This window comes from Streptomyces sp. NPDC048295, from assembly GCF_040652135.1.
Classification (GTDB): Bacteria; Actinomycetota; Actinomycetes; order Streptomycetales; family Streptomycetaceae; genus Streptomyces.
On record NZ_JBEZLL010000016.1, the window covers coordinates 155,801 to 172,395 of the forward strand.

Genomic DNA, 16,595 nt, shown 5'->3' on the forward strand with positions numbered 1-16,595 from the left:
TGACACCTTGGTTGTCAGAATGGCGAGTGGATGGCACCTTGGTTGTCATGAATGCTGCCTCCGAGTTGAAGTCCTTCGAGACCGACGACGGCCGTCTCGTCCACCGCGACACCGGGAAGGGCCCGCTGCTGGTGCTGCTGCACGGTGGATTCCTGGACCACGGGATGTGGGACGACCAGGTGCCGGAGCTCGCACGGGACCACCGTGTGATCGTGCCGGACGCCCGCGGGCACGGTGGATCGTCCAATGCGAGCAGGCCCTTCCGTCACACGGACGACCTGGCCGCCCTGCTGCGCCGGCTCGACGCCGGCCCCGCCGTCCTGGTCGGAGTGTCGATGGGCGGGGCCACCGCGGTCGACACCGCGCTCGAACATCCTGGTCTGGTGCGCGCGTTGGTCGTCAGCGGGGCGGGTACGAGCGAGCCCGAGTTCCACGACTCCTGGTCCTGCCGGGTCCTGGCCGAGCAGGCCCGTGCCCTGGCCGCAGGTGATGTGGCGGGCTGGATCGACGCCTTCATGCTCTTCGCGGCGGGCCCGCACCGCACACTCGACGACGTCGACGGCGCCGTTGTACGGCGTCTGCGCGCGATGGCCGAGCGGACGCTGGCCAAGCACACCGCCGACGAACCCGACCTGCTCGTGCCCGTACCCGACACCTGGGCGCGGGCGGCGAAGATCGGCGTCCCGGTGCTGACCGTCACGGGCGGCATCGATTCCGACGACCACCTCGCCATGGCCCGGCGCCTCGCACGGACGGTCGCCGACGGTCGCGAGGCGAGCGTCGAAGGAGCGGCGCACTATCCCAACATGGAACGGCCGGACGCCTTCGGCGAGATCCTCGGGAACTTCCTGACGGACGTGTTCGCGCGGGGGGACGGCGCCGTGTGACGCGCGGCCCCCGGGCTCAGTGCGCGGCCGGCACCGTGTCACCGGCCTCCGCGGCTCCCCGCGCCGGGGCGTCGTGGAGGCCGAGGCGCAGGTGCTCAACGTGGAAGAGAGCCTGGTCGAGGAGTTCGGCCACGTGGTTGTCGTACAGCGCGTAGCTCACCGAGCGGCCGCGCCGCTCGCCGGGCACGAGGGCTCCACCGTCATCGTCGGCCTCAACGGCCTGCGCCTGCTGCGCGACGCCGCCTGGACGCGGGCCGGCAGCGACGGCTGAGGCCCACACCGTGGCGGAGGCGGGGCGCCACGCCATGGGAAACCCGGTGGGGGTATCGTCGGGCCCGCACCGCACGACCCGTACGACCGAGCATTCGAGGCAGCCGTGGATCGCGGACGGACACGCACACCGGGAACGTCCCGGCTGCTCGTGCTGTGTGCCGTCCTGTGCGGACTGTTCCTCATGCACGGCGCGCCGGTGAGCGCCGCGGAGGGCTGTCATGACGCGATGGCCATGAGCGCGGCGACGCCCATGTCCACGACGACTGCCGACGGCCACCTCGCCGTGCGGGGCGAGCACGACGCCGCGCATGTGGCCGCCGCCGTGCCCGCGACGAACGGGGAGTCGTGCGTATTCACCCATGCCCGTGACCGGGTGCTGCCGCTGCTGATGGCATGGGGCCTGGTGCTGCTGGCCGTAGGGGTGCTCGCCGGGCACCGCACGGCCGTACGCGGTCCGGCCCGGCGGGGACCGCCGTTCGCCGGCAGGGATCTGCTGCTCCAGGTGTGCGTCGCGCGGACGTGACAGGAATCCGCCGGTCCACGGCTCTTCGGGCCCGGACCGGCCGGACGGTCCTGTACCTTTCGCGCGCCATGGATGTGGCGCGTCCACCTGGAAAGAACCTGTGATGTCCGCTTCCCTGTCCTTCGCCGCCCGCCGCCGCACGCTCGCGGCCGCCGGCGCCGTGGCCGCCCTCGCTCTGGCACTCGCGGCCTGCGGCTCCTCCGACGGCTCGAAGTCCGACGGCTCGTCCATGCCCGGCATGGACCACGGCTCGGGCAGCGCGTCCGCACCGGCCGAGCCCGGCGGTACGTTCAACGACGCGGACGTGAAGTTCGCGCAGCAGATGATTCCGCACCACCAGCAGGCCATCGAGATGGCGAAGCTGGCCGACGGCCGCGCCGCCGACCCCGAGATCGAGAAGCTGGCCGCCGCGATCGAGAAGGCCCAGGACCCCGAGATCAACACGATGAAGGGCTGGCTGACTTCGTGGGGCAAGCCGCTGCCCTCGGACTCGTCCTCGATGGGTGACATGCCCGGGATGGACCACGGCACGGACGGTTCGGGAATGCCCGGAATGATGTCCGACAAGGACATGAGCGATCTGTCGGCCGCCAAGGGCAAGGACTTCGACAAGAAGTTCGCCCAGCTGATGATCGGCCACCACCGGGGTGCGGTCACCATGGCCGAGGAGGAGCGGAAGAAGGGTGACAACGCCGACGCGAAGAAGCTCGCCGGCGCTGTCATCACCGCTCAGACCGCCGAGATCGAGCAGATGAACAAGATCATCGACAGGCTCTGACCGCAACGCGGGTGCGGGCCTTCGCACGACCGTCCGGATGGAGTCGTGCGAAGCCCCGCACCCCATGGTGCTTCCGTTCGGATCACACCGGGCTCGCGTGTTCCGGAGCAGCGAGCAGGCCGGCCACCTCCTGAGCGGTGGTCTCCCGGAGCTCCTCCCCGACCAGCAGCCACCGGGTGATGCCCAGCGATCGAAGGAAGGGCAGATCGTGACTGGCGATCAGGAGCGCCCCCTCGTACGACTCGAGTGCGCCGGTCAGCTGCCGCACGCTGGCGACGTCGAGGTTGTTGGTCGGCTCGTCCATCATCAGCAGCTGCGGCGCCGGCGCGGCGAGCATCGTCGCCGCGAGGGCGGCACGGAAGCGTTCACCGCCCGAGAGGGTGCCCGCAGGCTGTTCCGCGCGTTTCCCCTGGAAGAGGAAGCGTGCGAGCTGGGCGCGGATGTGGTTGTCGGTGACCCCGGGGGCCATCCGGGCCACGTTCGCCGCAACGCTCAGCTCCTCGTCCAGCACATCGAGCCGCTGCGGGAGGAACCGCGTCGGGACGAAGGTCCTGGCCTCGCCGGACAAGGGGGCCAGCTCACCGGTGAGGGTGCGCAGCAGCGTCGTCTTCCCGGCGCCGTTGCGGCCGACGAGTGCGATCCGCTCGGCCCCCCGCACCTGGAGGCTGCCCTCACGGAGCCTCCCGAACCGCGGGCGCAGCTCGTGCAGGCTCAGCACGGTGCGCCCGGCCGGCACCGCCGTGCGGGGAAGGTCCACACGGATCTCGGCATCGTCACGGATGGCCTCCGCGGCCTCCTCGCGGCGCTCGCGCGCCTGGCCGAGCCGTTCCTCGTGGACGCCGCGAAGCTTGCCCGCCGACTCCTGCGCGGACCGCTTGCGGCGGCCGGCCAGGATCTTCGGGAGGCTGCCTTCGGCCTCGGTCCTCCTCCCGTTCCTCTGGCGACGGGCCAGCTTCACCCGGGTCTCCTCCAGTTCGCGTTTCTGGCGGCGAAGATCGGCCTCCGCGGCCCGCAACGTCCTCCCGGCGGCCTCCTGTTCGGTGGCCACGGCTTCCTGGTACGCGGACCAGCCACCGCCGTACCAGTTCACGGATCCGGCGCGCAGCTCGGCGATGCGGTCCACGCGCTCCAGCAGTTCGCGGTCGTGGCTGACCACGACCAGCACGCCCGAGCGCCAGGAGTCGACGGCCTCGTAGAGTCTCCGGCGGGCGAACACGTCGAGGTTGTTGGTGGGCTCGTCAAGGAGCAGTACGTCGGGACGGTCCAGCAGCAGTGCGGCCAGGCGTAGCAGCACGGTCTCGCCACCGGACAACTGGCCTACTGTGCGGTCCAGTTCGATGTCTCCGAGCCCGAGTTGGCCCAGGGTCGCCAGGGCCCGTTCCTCGACGTCCCAGTCGTCGCCGACCGTCTCGAAGTGCTTCTCGTCGACGTCCCCGGACTCGATGGCGCGCAGCGCCTCGCGCCGCTCGGCGATGCCCAGGGCCCGGTCCACCCGCAGTGTGGTGTCGAGGGTGATGTTCTGCGGAAGGTGGGCGAGGCTGCCGTTGACGGTCACCGACCCCTGGGAGGGGCGGAGCTGACCGGCGAGCAGGTGCAGCAGTGTGGACTTTCCCGCGCCGTTGGTACCGACGAGGCCGACGCGGCCCCGGCCGATGGCGAGCGAGAGTCCGTCGAGGACGGTCGTGCCGTCCGGCCGGCGGAAGGACAGGGCCGAGCAGGTGAGGGAAGCGCCGGGGGTGGTGGGTGTCGCCATGGTGTTCCTCGCATTCGCAAGCGCGGTGAGTGGGGGCTTCGTATGCGAGCACCACGCGGCGACCGGGCAGCGGAGGGGGGTACGGCGGTCCCGAAGATCGAGGGACGGCTCATGCACCGAGGTCGCATCCACGCGGGGTCACGGGCAGTGCGGAGCACTGCTACGGCGTGACAGACGTACGGGCGGTGCCGTACGGCGTGATGTTCGCGAACCTCAGATGCGCAACGTCCACCTCTATCGGAGACAACAGGACATCAGAACCATAACGGTGGGGAGGGAGGGATGGCAATGCCTCCGGGCGTCGGGCGGGGCCGGCTGTGCGAGCCCTCCGTCGCGGTATGTCCGTCCCATTGTGGGTGGTTCAGGCGAATTGCCCCTTTGGAGTGCCGGGTGAATTGCACCTTTTGTGAATTCGTGGCGCGAGTCACTTCCCATTCCCTCGAAGTCGCGTCACATGATGCGGACCCCTTCCCGTGCAAGGGGGGAGGCGCGCTCGATGTGAGCTGGATTACCACAATTCCAATGTCTTGATCTTGTAAGTGAATTGCGTGCGGAAATCAGGGTCTTGTCCCTTTCGGTTCCTCTCGCCTACGGTCACCGTCAATCCGGACGGAACGCCGAATCCTGCCGCCGCCCGGACATCCGACCCACTCGTGTACGGCAGGAGCGGGGGACCCAGATAAGCCGCCGGCCCGGTATCCGGAACGGCTCGGGTGAAGCCGCGCTCAGCGCGGCCAGGCATCTCCAGCCTGAACCCGACAGCTCACCTCGCAGGCGACGGAGAGGAATCCAGCATGTCCGCAACGCGTACGTACCGTCGTCTCAGGTCCACCTCGCTGACCCGGGGCTTCATCGCCGCGGGTACGGGTGCGGCCGCCCTCCTGCTGCCGTTGACCGGCGCCGCCACGGCCTCGGCTGCGCCAGTACAGTCCGTCAGCGCCGCGGCGCCCGCAGCGCAGCCCGCGGCGTACACCAACAATCTGGACGGCTGGATCAAGGAGTCGCTGGCCGTCATGGCTGAGCACGGCATCCCCGGCAGCTACAACGGCATCCACCGCAATGTGATGCGCGAGTCCTCCGGCAACCCCCGGGCCATCAACAACTGGGACTCGAACGCCGCAGCAGGAACACCGTCAAAGGGTCTCCTCCAGATCATCGACCCGACCTTCCGGGCCTACCACGTGCCCGGCACGGCGATGGACGCCTACGATCCCGTCGCCAACATCACCGCGGCGTGCAACTACGCGGCCGACAGGTACGGCTCCATCGACAACGTCTTCGGGGCCTACTGAGGTACGGAACCCGGCCGCGGGGGCGTCCGGTCGGCACGGCACAGGATCGTGCCGACGGTGACGCGGGACGGCGCGAGTCGCAGTGACGTGTTCCGCAGCGCGACGGCCGCCGGACGGGACAGCCGCTGACCCGTCCGGCGGCCCGGCGGGCGGACGGGCGGCCGACTGGCTGCGGGGCCGGCGCTCGGCGTCGTAGCGACCGAGCGCCGGCTCGACGATGGGTCCGGCGCGCAGCGCGGCGGCCGGTGTCGCCGCGTCCTCCAGCGCCTGGCAGGGCCCCTGGCAGGAATTCGGGGTCATGTCATGGGCGGCGTCGCCGAGGAGGGCGATCCGGCCCACGGTGCAGCACGGCAGTCGCACGACCATCTCATTGCCGCGCCGGCGTCTCGCGGCATCCGTTCGTCCGCGCGGGATCCTCACTCCGGGGCGCGCTGCGTCGGCCTCGCCGGTCCCGAGCGGGGCATCACGGGAACGGTCGCCGCCGACCCGGCCCGGACCGCCTGCACCACCGCGTCGTGCAGGCGACGGCTGTCCTCCTCCGAGGGGCACGCGACGGGGCTGCCCGACATCGTGAACCAGTCGATCGCACCGGTGTACTGCACGGTGACCTGGGCCGTGTCCTCCGCCCAGGTCGTGTGCACGGTCAGGTCCCCGGACAGGACGCCGACCTCTTCCGTCAGCACGCCACCGTGCCCGGAGAACACACCGCGAGTCGTCCATGACGCCCAAGCCATGACTCCAGGCTGGCATCAACACCGCGGATGCGCGACCCGCGGGCTCGCCACTCCGGCCCCGCGCCCCGCCCGCCCCGTCCGTGCGGGAGGTCGTCCCGCCTTCCGGATGCTGGATACGGGCGAAACTTTCCATCGGCCCGGGCTGCGGTTCCCGCACCCCCCGATCCCCGGACTATGACGCGTTGTTAACGCCAAACCGTCGAATTTGGCCATCGGAACAACGAATTCCGAAGGTGAACGCCTCTTGACCTGCGGAACACGTCGGGATTGCATATCGCGCTGGGAGCGACGAAACCACTCACCACGTCCTCGTCTGGAGGCGATACCGCTCCCGTGCTCAGACACCGCACCTGTTGATCGGAACCGCACGATGACCGACACGCTCAGCGCTCCCCAGGCGCTCGCCCCAGCGACCGGCCCCACTCCCCAGAAGCTCAAGCGTTCCATCGGCGTCGTGGGCGGCACACTGCTCACGCTCTCCTGCGTGACGCCCGCCTCGACCCTCTTCGTGGTCGTACCGGACCTGTTCTCCACCCTCGGCACGTACACCGCCCTCACCATCGCCATCGGCTCGCTGCTCTGCATCGCGGTCGCCTTCTGCTACTCGGAGCTGGGCACGCTCATCCCCAGCGCCGGCGGCGAGTACGCCATGGTGTCGACCATGGCGGGGCGGCTCGCCGGGTGGCTCGTCTTCGTGCTCTCGCTGCTGGTCGTGATGATCGTTCCCCCTGTGATCGCCATGGGAACGGCCGACTACCTCGCACCCATCGTGCACATTCCGGCCCCCGTCGCGGGCGCCGGCGTCATGCTGCTCGCCACCCTCGCCGGCCTCCTCGACCTGCGCGCCAACGCGTGGATCACCGGGATCTTCCTCGTACTCGAAGTGATCGCGGCAGGCGTCGTCGCCGTTCTCGGCTTCGCCCACTCCGAACGAGGCGGATCGGCGCTGGTGCACGGGTCGGTCGCCTCGTCGGGCGGCACGAGCTCGACCGTCACCGCGATGATGGTGGTCTCCGGGCTCGCGATCGCCCTCTTCATCACCCAGGGCTTCTCCACGGCCGTCTACCTCTCCGAGGAACTGGAGAACCCGCGGCGCAACGTGGCCCGCACCGTGCTCGCCACCCTCGCCATCTCCACCGCGGTCATCCTCGTCCCGGTCATCGCGATCACCCTGGGCGCCCCGGACCTGGAGGCCCTGACCTCGGGCGACCTCAACACGATGGTGGCCGCCTGGTCCAACTCGGCCGTCGGCACCTTCGTCAGCCTCTGCGTGGCCCTCGCGATCATCAACGCGGGCATCGTGATGGTCATCCAGAACTCCCGGGTGCTCTTCGCCTCCGCCCGTGACAAGGCCTGGCCCGCACCGATCAACAACGCTCTGGCCCGGCTCGGCCGGTTCGGTTCCCCGTGGGTGGCGACCCTGCTCGTCGGCATCCCCGGCGCGGCGCTCTGCTTCGTCAACCTCGACACGCTGTACGGCGTCACCGGTGTGTCCGTCACCGCCATGTACCTGCTGGTCGCGGTCGCGGCCCTGCTCTGCCGCCGCGGCACGCACCGGGAGACACCGGCCTGGCGGATGCCGCTGTGGCCCGCGATCCCCGTGCTGCTGATCGCCGTGCTGACGTACATCCTCACCCAGCAGGAGACCGAGTACCTGCTGTGGACCGGCGGGATCACAGCGGTCGCCACGCTCTACTGGGCGCTCTACCTGCGGCCTCGCCGGGAGACCCGCTGGCTGGTCAGCATCCCGGAGGACGCGCACTCCTGACCCTCCCCGGACGTGTTCCGCGCGGTGTCCGGCCCGTCGGTGAAGAGCGGCCGCCGACGGGCGAAGACACCCCGGATGCCCTCACAGTGGAGTGAGGGACGTCGTCGGAACACGGGGAGTCGTGGCGGGATGAGTGTCGAGCGCGTCGGAGTCGTCGTTCACCAGGGCCGTCCCGAAGCCGTCGTCGCGTCGGGAGTCGTACGCGACTGGTGTGCCCGTGAGGGCATCCCGTGCACGGACCTCGACGTGTGGCGCGACGACGAACGCAGACGCGGCGGGCGCGAGGAAGCCGATGTCGCGGGCAACCCCGATCTCATCGTGACGCTCGGCGGCGACGGGACGTTCCTGCGCGGCGCCAGGATCGCCGCCAAGAACGACGGAGCCGTCCTCGGGATCGATCTGGGCCGCGTCGGCTTCCTCACCGAGGTACCCGTCGAGGACGTGGTCCGGGCGCTCGACGCCGTCCACCGGGGCCGGGCGGAGGTCGAGGAGCGCATGACCCTGACCATGCGAGCCTCCCGCGTACTCGAAGTGCCCCCGGACATCGACGCCCTGATGGGCTACGGACAGCGCCCCATGCTGCCGCCACCGCAGATCGCCCTCGACGAGGAGGCCGCGGCGGAGGGCTGGGGCGTTGCGCTGGATGTCACCGCACTCAACGATGTCGTCGTGGAGAAGCTCGCCCGCGACCGGCAGGTGAGCCTCGGCGTCTACATCGGCGGCCGGCTCCTCGCCTCGTACTCCGCCGACGCGGTCATCATGGCCACCCCCACCGGCTCGACCGCCTACAGTTTCGCCGCGGGCGGTCCGGTGGTCTCACCGCGCATGGACGCCGTCCTCTTCACGCCCGTGGCGGCACACATGACCTTCGACCGCACCGTGGTCGCCGCGGCCGACGAACCCATCGCGGTACGGGTCCTGCCGCACTCGGGACAGGGCGCGGTGACCATCGACGGCCAGCTGCGCGGCGTACTGGCCGCCGGGGACTGGCTCGGCGTGTACGCGGCACCGCGCCGCCTGCGGGTCATCAGGCTCGGCCCGAACGACTTCTACGGACGGCTGCGCACCCGCCTCCGCCTCACGGACGCGCCGGCCACGGCTGCCGACGGCGAGAGCGCACCGCTCTTCCGCCCCGACGGACCGGTCCCGCACGACCTGGCCCATCTCCATCTCTCCACGGCGGTCAGGGAATAGGGCCTGCCCGGCGGATCAGGGCCGCAAGGCCGAAGTGCCGTACGACAAAGGAGTCGTCATGCCCGACAGCGCAGGCATCCCCACGTCCACCGCCCCGCCGGTTCCCGATACCGCACTGGCCGCGGCGGCAACCCAGTTGGTGCGTGACACGACCGACGACCTGATCTACCACCACTCCCGCCGCGTCTACTTCTTCGGCGGACTCCGGGGACACCGGGGCGGGCTGAGCTTCGACCCGGAACTGCTCTACGTAGCGGCCATGTTCCACGATCTCGGCCTCAACGAGGAATTCCGCGGCAGCGGGCGCCGGTTCGAGGTGGACAGCGCCGACGAAGCGCGGCGGTTCCTGCAGAGCCACGGGGTGCCCGAGGACAGCGTCCGGCGCGTCTGGACGGCCATCGCGCTCCACACCACGCCGGGAATCCCGTCGTTCATGGAACCCGAGGTCGCACTGGTGACGGCCGGTGTGGAGTACGACGTGCTGGGCATCGGGTACGACGACATCAGCGAGGCGGACCGGGCGGCGATCGTCGCCCTGCACCCGCGCCCCGACTTCAAGCGGCGCATCCTCAAGGCCTTCACCGAGGGAATCGAGGCCAAGCCGGCCACCACGTTCGGCAATGTGAAGGCCGATGTCCTGGAGCGTTACGTGCCCGGGTTCGAGCGCGCCAACTTCGTGGACACCATTCTGGATTCCGCCTGGCCCGAGTGACGCGGACGAGCAGGCCACGCACCCTGGTGGAGACGGCACCCGTCGTTATAGTTGGCGCCTACAGGAAAGTGACGGTGCGGAGGAGGGCCGTGCGGGATCAGCGAGTCCGGCCACGCCACGCCCCTCGCCCCTCTCGCCGTTCCTCCGCCACCCACGGAAGGGCCACGCGATGCCGGCCGTCCTCGTCCTGCTGCTCTCCGGAACCTGGCTGCTCTCCGGTGCCCTGGTCACCGGAACCGATCCGCTGATCGTCGCCGTGGGCCGGACCGCCGTGTGCTGCGCGGTGCTCACCGCCGTCGCCGTCTCCACCGCGGACGGCCGGGCCGACCTGCGCCGGGCCGCCGCCCGGCCGGGCACCGTGTGGCTGCTGGGCCTGCTCGGATTCGCCGGGTACGCGGCAGGAACCCTCCTCGCCATCCCGCGCATCGGGACCTCGCTCACCAATCTCGTCGTCGCGCTGATGCCGTGCGCCTCGGTGGCGGTCGGCGCGTTGTTCTTCGCCGAACGGTCCGGGCCGCGCAAGGCGGCGGGGGCGGTGCTGGCCTGCGCGGCGGCCGCCGGGTACGCGGCGCTCGGCGCGGACGCGGGTGATGCGGACGGGGCGGGGCTGCTGCTCGTGGCGGCGGCGACCGTGGCCTTCGCCGTCTACGGATTCCTGTACCGGGCCAGGCTGTCGGGACTGCCGCCGCTCGCCGTGCTGCCCGTGCTGCTCGCGGCCGCCACCTGTCTGCTGCTCCCGATGGCCCTGCCCGCGCTGATCGCCCACCCGCCGACCCCCGCCGCTACCGGGGGCATCGTCGTGCTGGGCGCAGCCGTCTACGCACCCGCCTACCTGGTGCAGCACCGGCTCATCCTGGTCCGCGGTCCGGTCTTCACGGCCGCCGTGCAGCTGGCCGTTCCCTTCACCGTCCGACTGGGCGACTGGGCGCTGGACACCGCGCCCGCCCCCTCTCCCGCCGAGCTGCTGCTCCTCGCGGTGTGCTGCGGCGGGATCGCGCTGGTCACCGTCCAGCCACAGGCCCGACTCGCCGCCGCCGAATGACCGCGGGACGGTTGCCGGGGGACGGACCGGGAACCGGCGGAGGATCGACCGGCTCGGATCCCGGACCGATTCCCGGCCCTCGTCGCGCCGACCACCAGTGTGTACGGGTGGGCGTGCATCCCGGGTGAGTCCCGTCCGTCGGCCACCTGGGCCGCGGCGGCGGCGCCCGATCCCGCCAACCCCATGTCGACGGCGGTGAGATGACGGGTGTGCTGGCCGCTGATCACGTACTCCCAGTTGTTCACACCGACCAGCGCGACATCGTCCGGGACTCGTCTCCCCGACTCCAGCAGGACCGACTCCGCGCCGAGCACGATCTGGTCGTTGCCGCAGAAGACGGCGCCGAACCGGGCGCCGGAAGCGATCAGCCGGCCTGATCCGGCTCCACGCGATCGGCCCGGCCGACGGTGTGACCCGGGTCTACTGGTACGACCTGGTCGACGACGGCAGCGACCCCTCCGAAAAGGAACAGAACTTCGGCATGCTCCGGCAGCCCGTGACCGCCACCACCGCGAACCCCGTCCCGGTCACCGCCAACGCCCCCGAACCGGCCGCGGTCGTCCAGGCCGTGGCAGCCCGGATGCCCGGCGGCAGGACCTACGCGGGCACCGACGGCCTCTCCGCACCGGCCGACTCGATCCGCTTCACCGGCAGCGGCACGACCCGCGTGGTCCGGGCCACCGCCGCCCGTGACCTCACGGTGTCCGCGACCGGTCCGGTCACCCTGGTCGGCTCCTGGGGCCGACGTACCGTCAGGCAGCCGACGGACGGCCGGTTCACCCTGGCCGCGGACCCGTTCCCGGTGTTCGTCGAGGGCCCTGTGAACGGCGTCGGAGTCGCGACGCCGCAGTGAGACCGGCGGGGAAAAAACGGCTCGACAGGCGAGTGCCGGGCACGCTGTGATGACCGGCACCGCCCGCCGTACCGAGCGGGCCGCAGGCAGGAGCCGGTCTTGACCGCCGGGCGAACGACGGACATCCACCCCGCGATCGACACCGCACTCGTCCGGCGTCTGGTCGACACACAGTTCCCCCGGTGGGCGGGGCTGCCGCTGAGGCCGCTCGACCGGGCCGGCTCGGAGCATGTGATCCACCGGCTCGGCGAGCGGCTCTCCGTCCGGCTGCCCCGGCACGCAGGGGCGGTCGGGCAGGCTCTCAAGGAGTCCGTGTGGCTGCCCCGGCTCGCCCCGCGCCTGCCGCTGGCCGTCCCCGTGCCGATGGCGGTGGGGGAGCCGGACTTCGGCTACCCGTGGCCCTGGTCGGTGTCCCGCTGGCTGGACGGCGAGGTGGCGACCGTCGAGGGCCTGGCGGACTCGGCCGAAGCCGCCGTCGGGCCGGCGGGGTTCCTGGCCGCGCTCCAGAGGACCGAGCCGGGGGAGGATCGCGAGGGCCTGGCCGTGCAGTCGCCGGCCGACCGGGACGGTGCGACCCGGGCCGCCATCGCGGAGGCCTCCGGCACGTTCGACGCGGCGGCCATGACCGAACTGTGGGACGCGGCGCTCGGCGCGCCCGGGTGGGACCGTCCGCCGGTCTGGTTCCACGGAGACCTCCACACCGGCAACCTGCTGACCACCGCCGGCCGGCTCAGCGCCGTCATCGGCGTCGGCGGGCTCGGCGTCGGCGACCCGTCCTGCGATCTGACCATCGCCTTCACCCTGATGTCCGCGGGCGCCCGGACCGTCTTCCGCGAGGCGCTGGGCGTGGACGAGGCCACCTGGACCCGGGGGCGGGGCTGGGCGCTGACCACCGGCCTGAACGCCTACACCGCGTACGCCGCCGGCGACCCCCGGATCGCCGCGCAGACCACCCGCCAGATCACCGAGGCCCTTGGCGCCCCCCGGACGGCCCCGCTGCCCGGGGCGGTGCCCACCCCGGGCAGCGGGGCCGTGCGGATGCGTACCGGGTTCAGAAGGTGACGTCCGAGCAGGCGTAGAACGCGTTGCCGGTGTCGGCGATCGTCCAGACGCCGAGGATCAGGTGCTTGCCGGACTTCTGCGGCAGGACTCCGGCATGGGTCACGGTGGACCCCGGCAGCCGGCCGCCGAAGGGCACGGTCAGGAACGGCTGCGGCTCCAGGTCGGCCCGGGTGAGCGGCTTGGCGGGGTCGTAGCCGTCCTTGGTGATGTAGTAGCGGAAGTCGGTCGTGGCGTGCCGGGCCTCGATGCGCCAGCGGAAGGTGTAGCTCTGCCCGCCGGTCACCTGCGTAGCCGGCCAGGCACCGCCACGCGGGTCGTCGAGCTCGGAGAACCGGCCATTGCCACCGGCGCAGATGGTGCCGTCGACCGGGCCGCGGGCGGGGAAGCCCTTCGGGCCTTCGACGCTCGGCGGCTCCCACTGGATCTGGCCGCAGTTGCGCACGGTGCCGTTGCCGCAGAGCTGCTGACGGCTGATGGGGGCGTCGGTGTAGCCATGGCTCTGTGCGCTGCCGGAGGTGACGAGCAGGGAGGCCCCGGCGATTCCGAGACCGAGTAACAACGAGGTGATCCTTCTGCGCATGCTTCGCTCCTGAGGGAGGTGTGGGGGCGCTGCGAGACGAGTGGGGCGCGCTCCACCCCACTAGGTCTAGACCAACTTCGAGATTAGCCAGGGCGATTGGTCATGTCCATACCAGCAGTGCACCGCCGCGCGACCCGCCGGTAACCGTTCCGGCCGGACCGACGGGGTGGCACCGGCACGCTGGGCCGGCCGGTGAAGCAGGCGTACGCTGACAAAAACGCCTGCACATCGCGAGTGAGTGATGGAGGCGGCCATGACCGACCCGCACGGCTTCCTCAAGTTCCCCCGCCGGCCCGTCCCCGCACGACCGGTGCAGGAACGGCTGCGCGACTGGAACGAGGTCTACGCGGGACAGGCGCGGCTCCCGCTCGTGTCCGAGCAGGCCGGGCGCTGCATGGACTGCGGGATCCCGTTCTGCCACAGCGGCTGCCCGCTGGGAAACCTCATCCCCGAGTGGAACACCTACGCCGGACGGGCCGACTGGCGGGCCGCCGCCGAGCGGCTGCACGCCACGAACAACTTCCCGGAATTCACCGGCCGGCTGTGCCCGGCACCGTGCGAGGACGCCTGCGTGCTGACCATCAACGCCGATCCGGTGACCATAAAGAACGTCGAGCAGGCCATCGCCGACCAGATCTGGGAACGCGGGTACGCGTCACCGCGGCCGCCCGAGCGGCTCAGCGGGAAGACCGTCGCCGTCGTCGGCTCCGGACCCGCGGGTCTGGCAGCGGCCCAGCAACTCACGAGAATCGGCCATACCGTCGCCGTCTACGAGCGTGCCGACCGTATCGGCGGACTGCTCCGCTACGGCATCCCCGAGTTCAAGATGGAGAAGCGCCATCTGGACCGCCGCATCGAGCAGATGAGGGCCGAAGGCACCAAATTCCGCACCGGGGCGGACATCGGCAACGACCTCGACGCCGCCGAACTCACCGAGCGGCACGACGCGGTCGTGATCGCGGTCGGCGCGCGAGGGCAACGGGAACTGCCCGTCCCCGGCCGTGAGCTGCGGGGCATTCACCAGGCCATGGACTACCTGACCCTCGCCAACCGCGTCACCGAGGGCGACTGCGAAGTGCCCGCCGTCACCGCCGAGGGCAAGCACGTGGTGATCGTCGGGGGAGGGGACACCGGCTCGGACTGCATGGGTACCGCACTGCGCCAAGGGGCCCTCTCCATAGTGCAGTTGGACATCAACCCGGAGCCCGTCGACACCCGGCGCGACAGCGAGCCCTGGCCCGTCCGCCCGAAGGTCTACCGGATATCCCATGCCCACGAGGAGGCCCGGGGACGGGAGGGGAAGGATCCGCGGCTCTTCGCCTCGGCCACTCTCCGCTTCGAGGGCGACCGTTCCGGACGGGTGCGGGCGCTGCGCCTCGCGGAAGTGGAACCCGAGGGCAGGAGCCCCCGTCCGGAGACCGAGCGGAGCATCCCGGCGGACCTGGTGCTGATCGCCCTCGGCTTCTACGGCCCCGAACGCGGCACCGGGCTGATGGGACAGCTCGGACTCACACTGGACGAACGAGGGAACTTCGCCCGGAACGACGGTTTCGGGGCCGAGACGAGGGAGCCGTCCGGGCGGGCGGCGCACGCCCGGACCGAAGGGATCTTCATTGCCGGAGACGCGGGGCGGGGCCAGTCCCTCGTGGTGTGGGCCATCGCCGAGGGGCGGTCCGCCGCCGCCGCGACGGACCGCTACCTGAGCGGTTCCACGGTGCTTCCGGCCCCGATCACACCCGAGGACCGGCCCCTGGTGGCCTGAGCGTCCAGGCGCGGACGCGGGCTTTCCCTGCCGTTCCTCGCCGTCCGGGGAGCGGCGCCCGGAAAATCGAGAACACTCGTCAGTGTTATTAGTAATTCATATTCACGGTGGACCGGTCGATCCGGGTGTCAGTCGTTATTCTTTCCATGGGTGCCACCCCCGCCGCCGGGCATCGCGACGAGGCTTGAATTCGACGGTTGAGGTCGGCGAGTAGGGAAAAATTAGTAGAGCGGGCCCCCGGCGACAGCAGCTGGGGTCCGCGGGGCCCAGGAGACGGCTCGCACCACACTTCATCCCACATTCCCCGCACGTGACAGGTGGCGTCCGGCGCCCCGGTCCCGTGCGTCCGCAGGTAGTCATCAGTTTCTCCTTCACGGTCCGTGCGCTTTGCCGTGCACGCTTCCGTGCTGGTTCCTTTCGTGAAGGTGCTTGAGTGGAAAGTTGCGAGCCGCTGCCCGGCGGTGATCCGGAGGTGAATTCCGGTCGGGTCCGGAGGAAAGAGGCCCCGATGCCCTCCGTGCGCGCTGTCATGCGCGTATCGGCGTACCCTTTCCTGCTGGTGGGTACGGTTTCGGTGGCCGTGGCGGCGTTGTATCTCGACTGGGATCCCGACCGTGTGAGCCCGCTCTTCCTGCTCGGAGTCATTTCCTATCTCACGGCGCTCGAACGCCTGATTCCGCACCGGCGGTCCTGGCACCCGAACGCCGGTGAGTGGCGTTGGTACGGCATCTATTTCGTGTTGACGATGGTGGCCAGTGCCTTTGCGCAATATCTGGTCTCCGCAGTCGTCTCCGTGGTGTCGCCGAGCGAGCCGGCACTCACTCTCTGGGCGGAAATCCCCGCGGCTCTGCTGACCGGTTCACTGGCCAGTTATCTGGTGCACAGGCTCGGTCACACCAACGCGATACTCTGGCGTGTGCACGGTGTGCACCATGTGCCGGAAAAGGTCAACGTCGCCAATAACGGCGTCAATCACGTACTTGATATCGTGCTCGCGCAGGGAACCGTTCAGCTGGCTCTGGCCCTGGTCGGTTTCTCCCGTGGCTCGGTGCTCGTCGTGGGTCTTTTCGTGGCCGCCCAGGGCTATTTCGTCCACGCCAACATCGACGTGCGCATCGGCCGGCTCAACCATGTTCTCGCCAGCCCCGAGCAGCACCGTCTGCACCACAGCACCGAACTGTCCGAGGCTGGCCACTACGGCTCGGACCTGTCGATCTGGGACCACTTCTTCGGCAGTTACACCTGGCGGCCCGGCCGTGAACCGGTCGCGGTCGGCCTGGGCGACCCCGCGTCCTTCCCTCGTACCGGGGAGATCGTTTCCAGCCTTCTCCACCCCTTGCGCCGCGCGAAGGGGCCCGGGACCGGCTCTGCCTGAACTGCCC

General features: G+C 70.6%; 15 protein-coding genes, 3 pseudogenes and 1 riboswitch. Of the genes and pseudogenes, 12 read left to right on the top strand and 6 right to left on the bottom strand.

What is annotated here, in order from left to right; all coding sequences use genetic code 11:
* Positions 1 to 47 precede the first annotated feature (47 nt).
* Positions 48 to 887 carry an alpha/beta fold hydrolase gene (locus tag AB0D53_RS23885; RefSeq protein WP_362449786.1) on the top strand — a complete coding sequence of 280 codons (840 nt, stop codon included), beginning with the start codon at positions 48 to 50 and terminating at the stop codon, positions 885 to 887.
* A gap of 16 nt (positions 888 to 903) precedes the next feature.
* Here the strand turns inward: AB0D53_RS23885 and AB0D53_RS23890 are convergent.
* A pseudogene (locus tag AB0D53_RS23890) lies at positions 904 to 1,077 on the bottom strand (transcriptional regulator); the annotation flags it as partial.
* A 279-nt stretch (positions 1,078 to 1,356) separates the two neighbouring features.
* On the opposite strand from AB0D53_RS23890, the gene AB0D53_RS23895 reads away from it, so the two are divergent.
* Positions 1,357 to 1,683, top strand: coding sequence for a hypothetical protein (locus AB0D53_RS23895; protein WP_362449788.1), 327 nt, complete (start codon positions 1,357 to 1,359; stop codon positions 1,681 to 1,683).
* Positions 1,684 to 1,786: 103 nt separating this feature from the next.
* Positions 1,787 to 2,461, top strand: a complete 675-nt coding sequence (locus AB0D53_RS23900; RefSeq protein WP_362449790.1) for a DUF305 domain-containing protein — start codon at positions 1,787 to 1,789, stop codon at positions 2,459 to 2,461.
* Positions 2,462 to 2,543: 82 nt separating this feature from the next.
* Here AB0D53_RS23900 and AB0D53_RS23905 read toward each other — a convergent pair whose 3' ends face one another.
* Positions 2,544 to 4,214: an ATP-binding cassette domain-containing protein gene (locus tag AB0D53_RS23905; protein WP_362449792.1), complete on the bottom strand. Its 1,671-nt coding sequence runs from the start codon at positions 4,212 to 4,214 to the stop codon at positions 2,544 to 2,546.
* A gap of 605 nt (positions 4,215 to 4,819) precedes the next feature.
* Positions 4,820 to 5,004, top strand: a riboswitch (cyclic di-AMP (ydaO/yuaA leader).
* A gap of 4 nt (positions 5,005 to 5,008) precedes the next feature.
* Here AB0D53_RS23905 and AB0D53_RS23910 point away from each other — a divergent pair.
* The gene (locus tag AB0D53_RS23910) at positions 5,009 to 5,506 is read left to right on the top strand and encodes a transglycosylase SLT domain-containing protein (protein WP_362449794.1); all 498 of its coding nucleotides are present in this window, start codon (positions 5,009 to 5,011) and stop codon (positions 5,504 to 5,506) included.
* Here AB0D53_RS23910 and AB0D53_RS23915 read toward each other — a convergent pair.
* Both AB0D53_RS23915 and AB0D53_RS23920 read right to left on the bottom strand, forming a co-directional pair.
* Positions 5,500 to 5,878: pseudogene (locus AB0D53_RS23915) on the bottom strand (FAD-dependent monooxygenase); the annotation flags it as partial. The gene AB0D53_RS23910 and the pseudogene AB0D53_RS23915 sit on opposite strands and share 7 nt — an antisense overlap.
* 44 nt (positions 5,879 to 5,922) lie before the next feature.
* A complete protein-coding gene (locus AB0D53_RS23920) occupies positions 5,923 to 6,240 on the bottom strand; it encodes a hypothetical protein (RefSeq protein WP_362449796.1) in 318 nt (105 codons plus the stop codon).
* Positions 6,241 to 6,610: 370 nt separating this feature from the next.
* Between AB0D53_RS23920 and AB0D53_RS23925 the strand changes: the two genes are divergently transcribed.
* The 4 genes from AB0D53_RS23925 (at position 6,611) to AB0D53_RS23940 (ending at position 10,956) form a co-directional block, all read left to right on the top strand.
* Positions 6,611 to 8,008, top strand: coding sequence for an APC family permease (locus AB0D53_RS23925; protein WP_362449798.1), 1,398 nt, complete (start codon positions 6,611 to 6,613; stop codon positions 8,006 to 8,008).
* Positions 8,009 to 8,137: 129 nt separating this feature from the next.
* Entirely contained in the window at positions 8,138 to 9,202 is a 1,065-nt protein-coding gene (locus AB0D53_RS23930) for an NAD(+)/NADH kinase (protein ID WP_362449800.1), read from the top strand.
* 58 nt (positions 9,203 to 9,260) lie between these two features.
* Positions 9,261 to 9,914 (top strand): HD domain-containing protein, encoded by a 654-nt coding sequence (locus AB0D53_RS23935; protein ID WP_362449802.1) that lies wholly within the window; start codon positions 9,261 to 9,263, stop codon positions 9,912 to 9,914.
* Positions 9,915 to 10,083: 169 nt separating this feature from the next.
* A complete protein-coding gene (locus tag AB0D53_RS23940) occupies positions 10,084 to 10,956 on the top strand; it encodes an EamA family transporter (protein ID WP_362449804.1) in 873 nt (290 codons plus the stop codon).
* 110 nt (positions 10,957 to 11,066) lie between these two features.
* On the opposite strand, the pseudogene AB0D53_RS23945 reads toward AB0D53_RS23940, so the two are convergent.
* Positions 11,067 to 11,324, bottom strand: a pseudogene (locus AB0D53_RS23945) (substrate-binding domain-containing protein); the annotation flags it as partial.
* 41 nt (positions 11,325 to 11,365) lie between these two features.
* Here AB0D53_RS23945 and AB0D53_RS23950 point away from each other — a divergent pair.
* Together AB0D53_RS23950 and AB0D53_RS23955 are read left to right on the top strand one after the other, a co-directional pair.
* Positions 11,366 to 11,809, top strand: coding sequence for a hypothetical protein (locus AB0D53_RS23950; RefSeq protein WP_362449806.1), 444 nt, complete (start codon positions 11,366 to 11,368; stop codon positions 11,807 to 11,809).
* Between the two features lie 99 nt (positions 11,810 to 11,908).
* A complete protein-coding gene (locus AB0D53_RS23955; protein WP_362449808.1) occupies positions 11,909 to 12,871 on the top strand; it encodes an aminoglycoside phosphotransferase family protein in 963 nt (320 codons plus the stop codon).
* On the opposite strand, the gene AB0D53_RS23960 is transcribed toward AB0D53_RS23955, so the two are convergent.
* Complete coding sequence (locus tag AB0D53_RS23960) at positions 12,861 to 13,451, bottom strand: lytic polysaccharide monooxygenase auxiliary activity family 9 protein (protein WP_362449810.1); 591 nt, start codon at positions 13,449 to 13,451, stop codon at positions 12,861 to 12,863. The genes AB0D53_RS23955 and AB0D53_RS23960 overlap by 11 nt on opposite strands.
* A gap of 253 nt (positions 13,452 to 13,704) precedes the next feature.
* Between AB0D53_RS23960 and AB0D53_RS23965 the strand changes: the two genes are divergently transcribed.
* Both AB0D53_RS23965 and AB0D53_RS23970 read left to right on the top strand, forming a co-directional pair.
* On the top strand, positions 13,705 to 15,213 hold the full coding sequence (locus AB0D53_RS23965; protein ID WP_362449812.1) for a glutamate synthase subunit beta: 1,509 nt from the start codon (positions 13,705 to 13,707) through the stop codon (positions 15,211 to 15,213).
* A gap of 508 nt (positions 15,214 to 15,721) precedes the next feature.
* Positions 15,722 to 16,588, top strand: coding sequence for a sterol desaturase family protein (locus AB0D53_RS23970; protein ID WP_362449814.1), 867 nt, complete (start codon positions 15,722 to 15,724; stop codon positions 16,586 to 16,588).
* Positions 16,589 to 16,595 lie beyond the last annotated feature (7 nt).

Excerpts from the sequence above, each read along its gene's own strand:
- AB0D53_RS23885 (WP_362449786.1), top strand. The coding sequence starts at position 48 with ATGAATGCTGCCTCCGAGTTGAAGTCCTTCGAGACCGACGACGGCCGT.
- AB0D53_RS23900 (WP_362449790.1), top strand. The coding sequence starts at position 1,787 with ATGTCCGCTTCCCTGTCCTTCGCCGCCCGCCGCCGCACGCTCGCGGCC.
- AB0D53_RS23905 (WP_362449792.1), bottom strand. The coding sequence starts at position 4,214 with ATGGCGACACCCACCACCCCCGGCGCTTCCCTCACCTGCTCGGCCCTG.
- AB0D53_RS23910 (WP_362449794.1), top strand. The coding sequence starts at position 5,009 with ATGTCCGCAACGCGTACGTACCGTCGTCTCAGGTCCACCTCGCTGACC.
- AB0D53_RS23920 (WP_362449796.1), bottom strand. The coding sequence starts at position 6,240 with ATGGCTTGGGCGTCATGGACGACTCGCGGTGTGTTCTCCGGGCACGGT.
- AB0D53_RS23925 (WP_362449798.1), top strand. The coding sequence starts at position 6,611 with ATGACCGACACGCTCAGCGCTCCCCAGGCGCTCGCCCCAGCGACCGGC.
- AB0D53_RS23930 (WP_362449800.1), top strand. The coding sequence starts at position 8,138 with ATGAGTGTCGAGCGCGTCGGAGTCGTCGTTCACCAGGGCCGTCCCGAA.
- AB0D53_RS23935 (WP_362449802.1), top strand. The coding sequence starts at position 9,261 with ATGCCCGACAGCGCAGGCATCCCCACGTCCACCGCCCCGCCGGTTCCC.
- AB0D53_RS23940 (WP_362449804.1), top strand. The coding sequence starts at position 10,084 with ATGCCGGCCGTCCTCGTCCTGCTGCTCTCCGGAACCTGGCTGCTCTCC.
- AB0D53_RS23960 (WP_362449810.1), bottom strand. The coding sequence starts at position 13,451 with ATGCGCAGAAGGATCACCTCGTTGTTACTCGGTCTCGGAATCGCCGGG.
- AB0D53_RS23965 (WP_362449812.1), top strand. The coding sequence starts at position 13,705 with ATGACCGACCCGCACGGCTTCCTCAAGTTCCCCCGCCGGCCCGTCCCC.
- AB0D53_RS23970 (WP_362449814.1), top strand. The coding sequence starts at position 15,722 with ATGCCCTCCGTGCGCGCTGTCATGCGCGTATCGGCGTACCCTTTCCTG.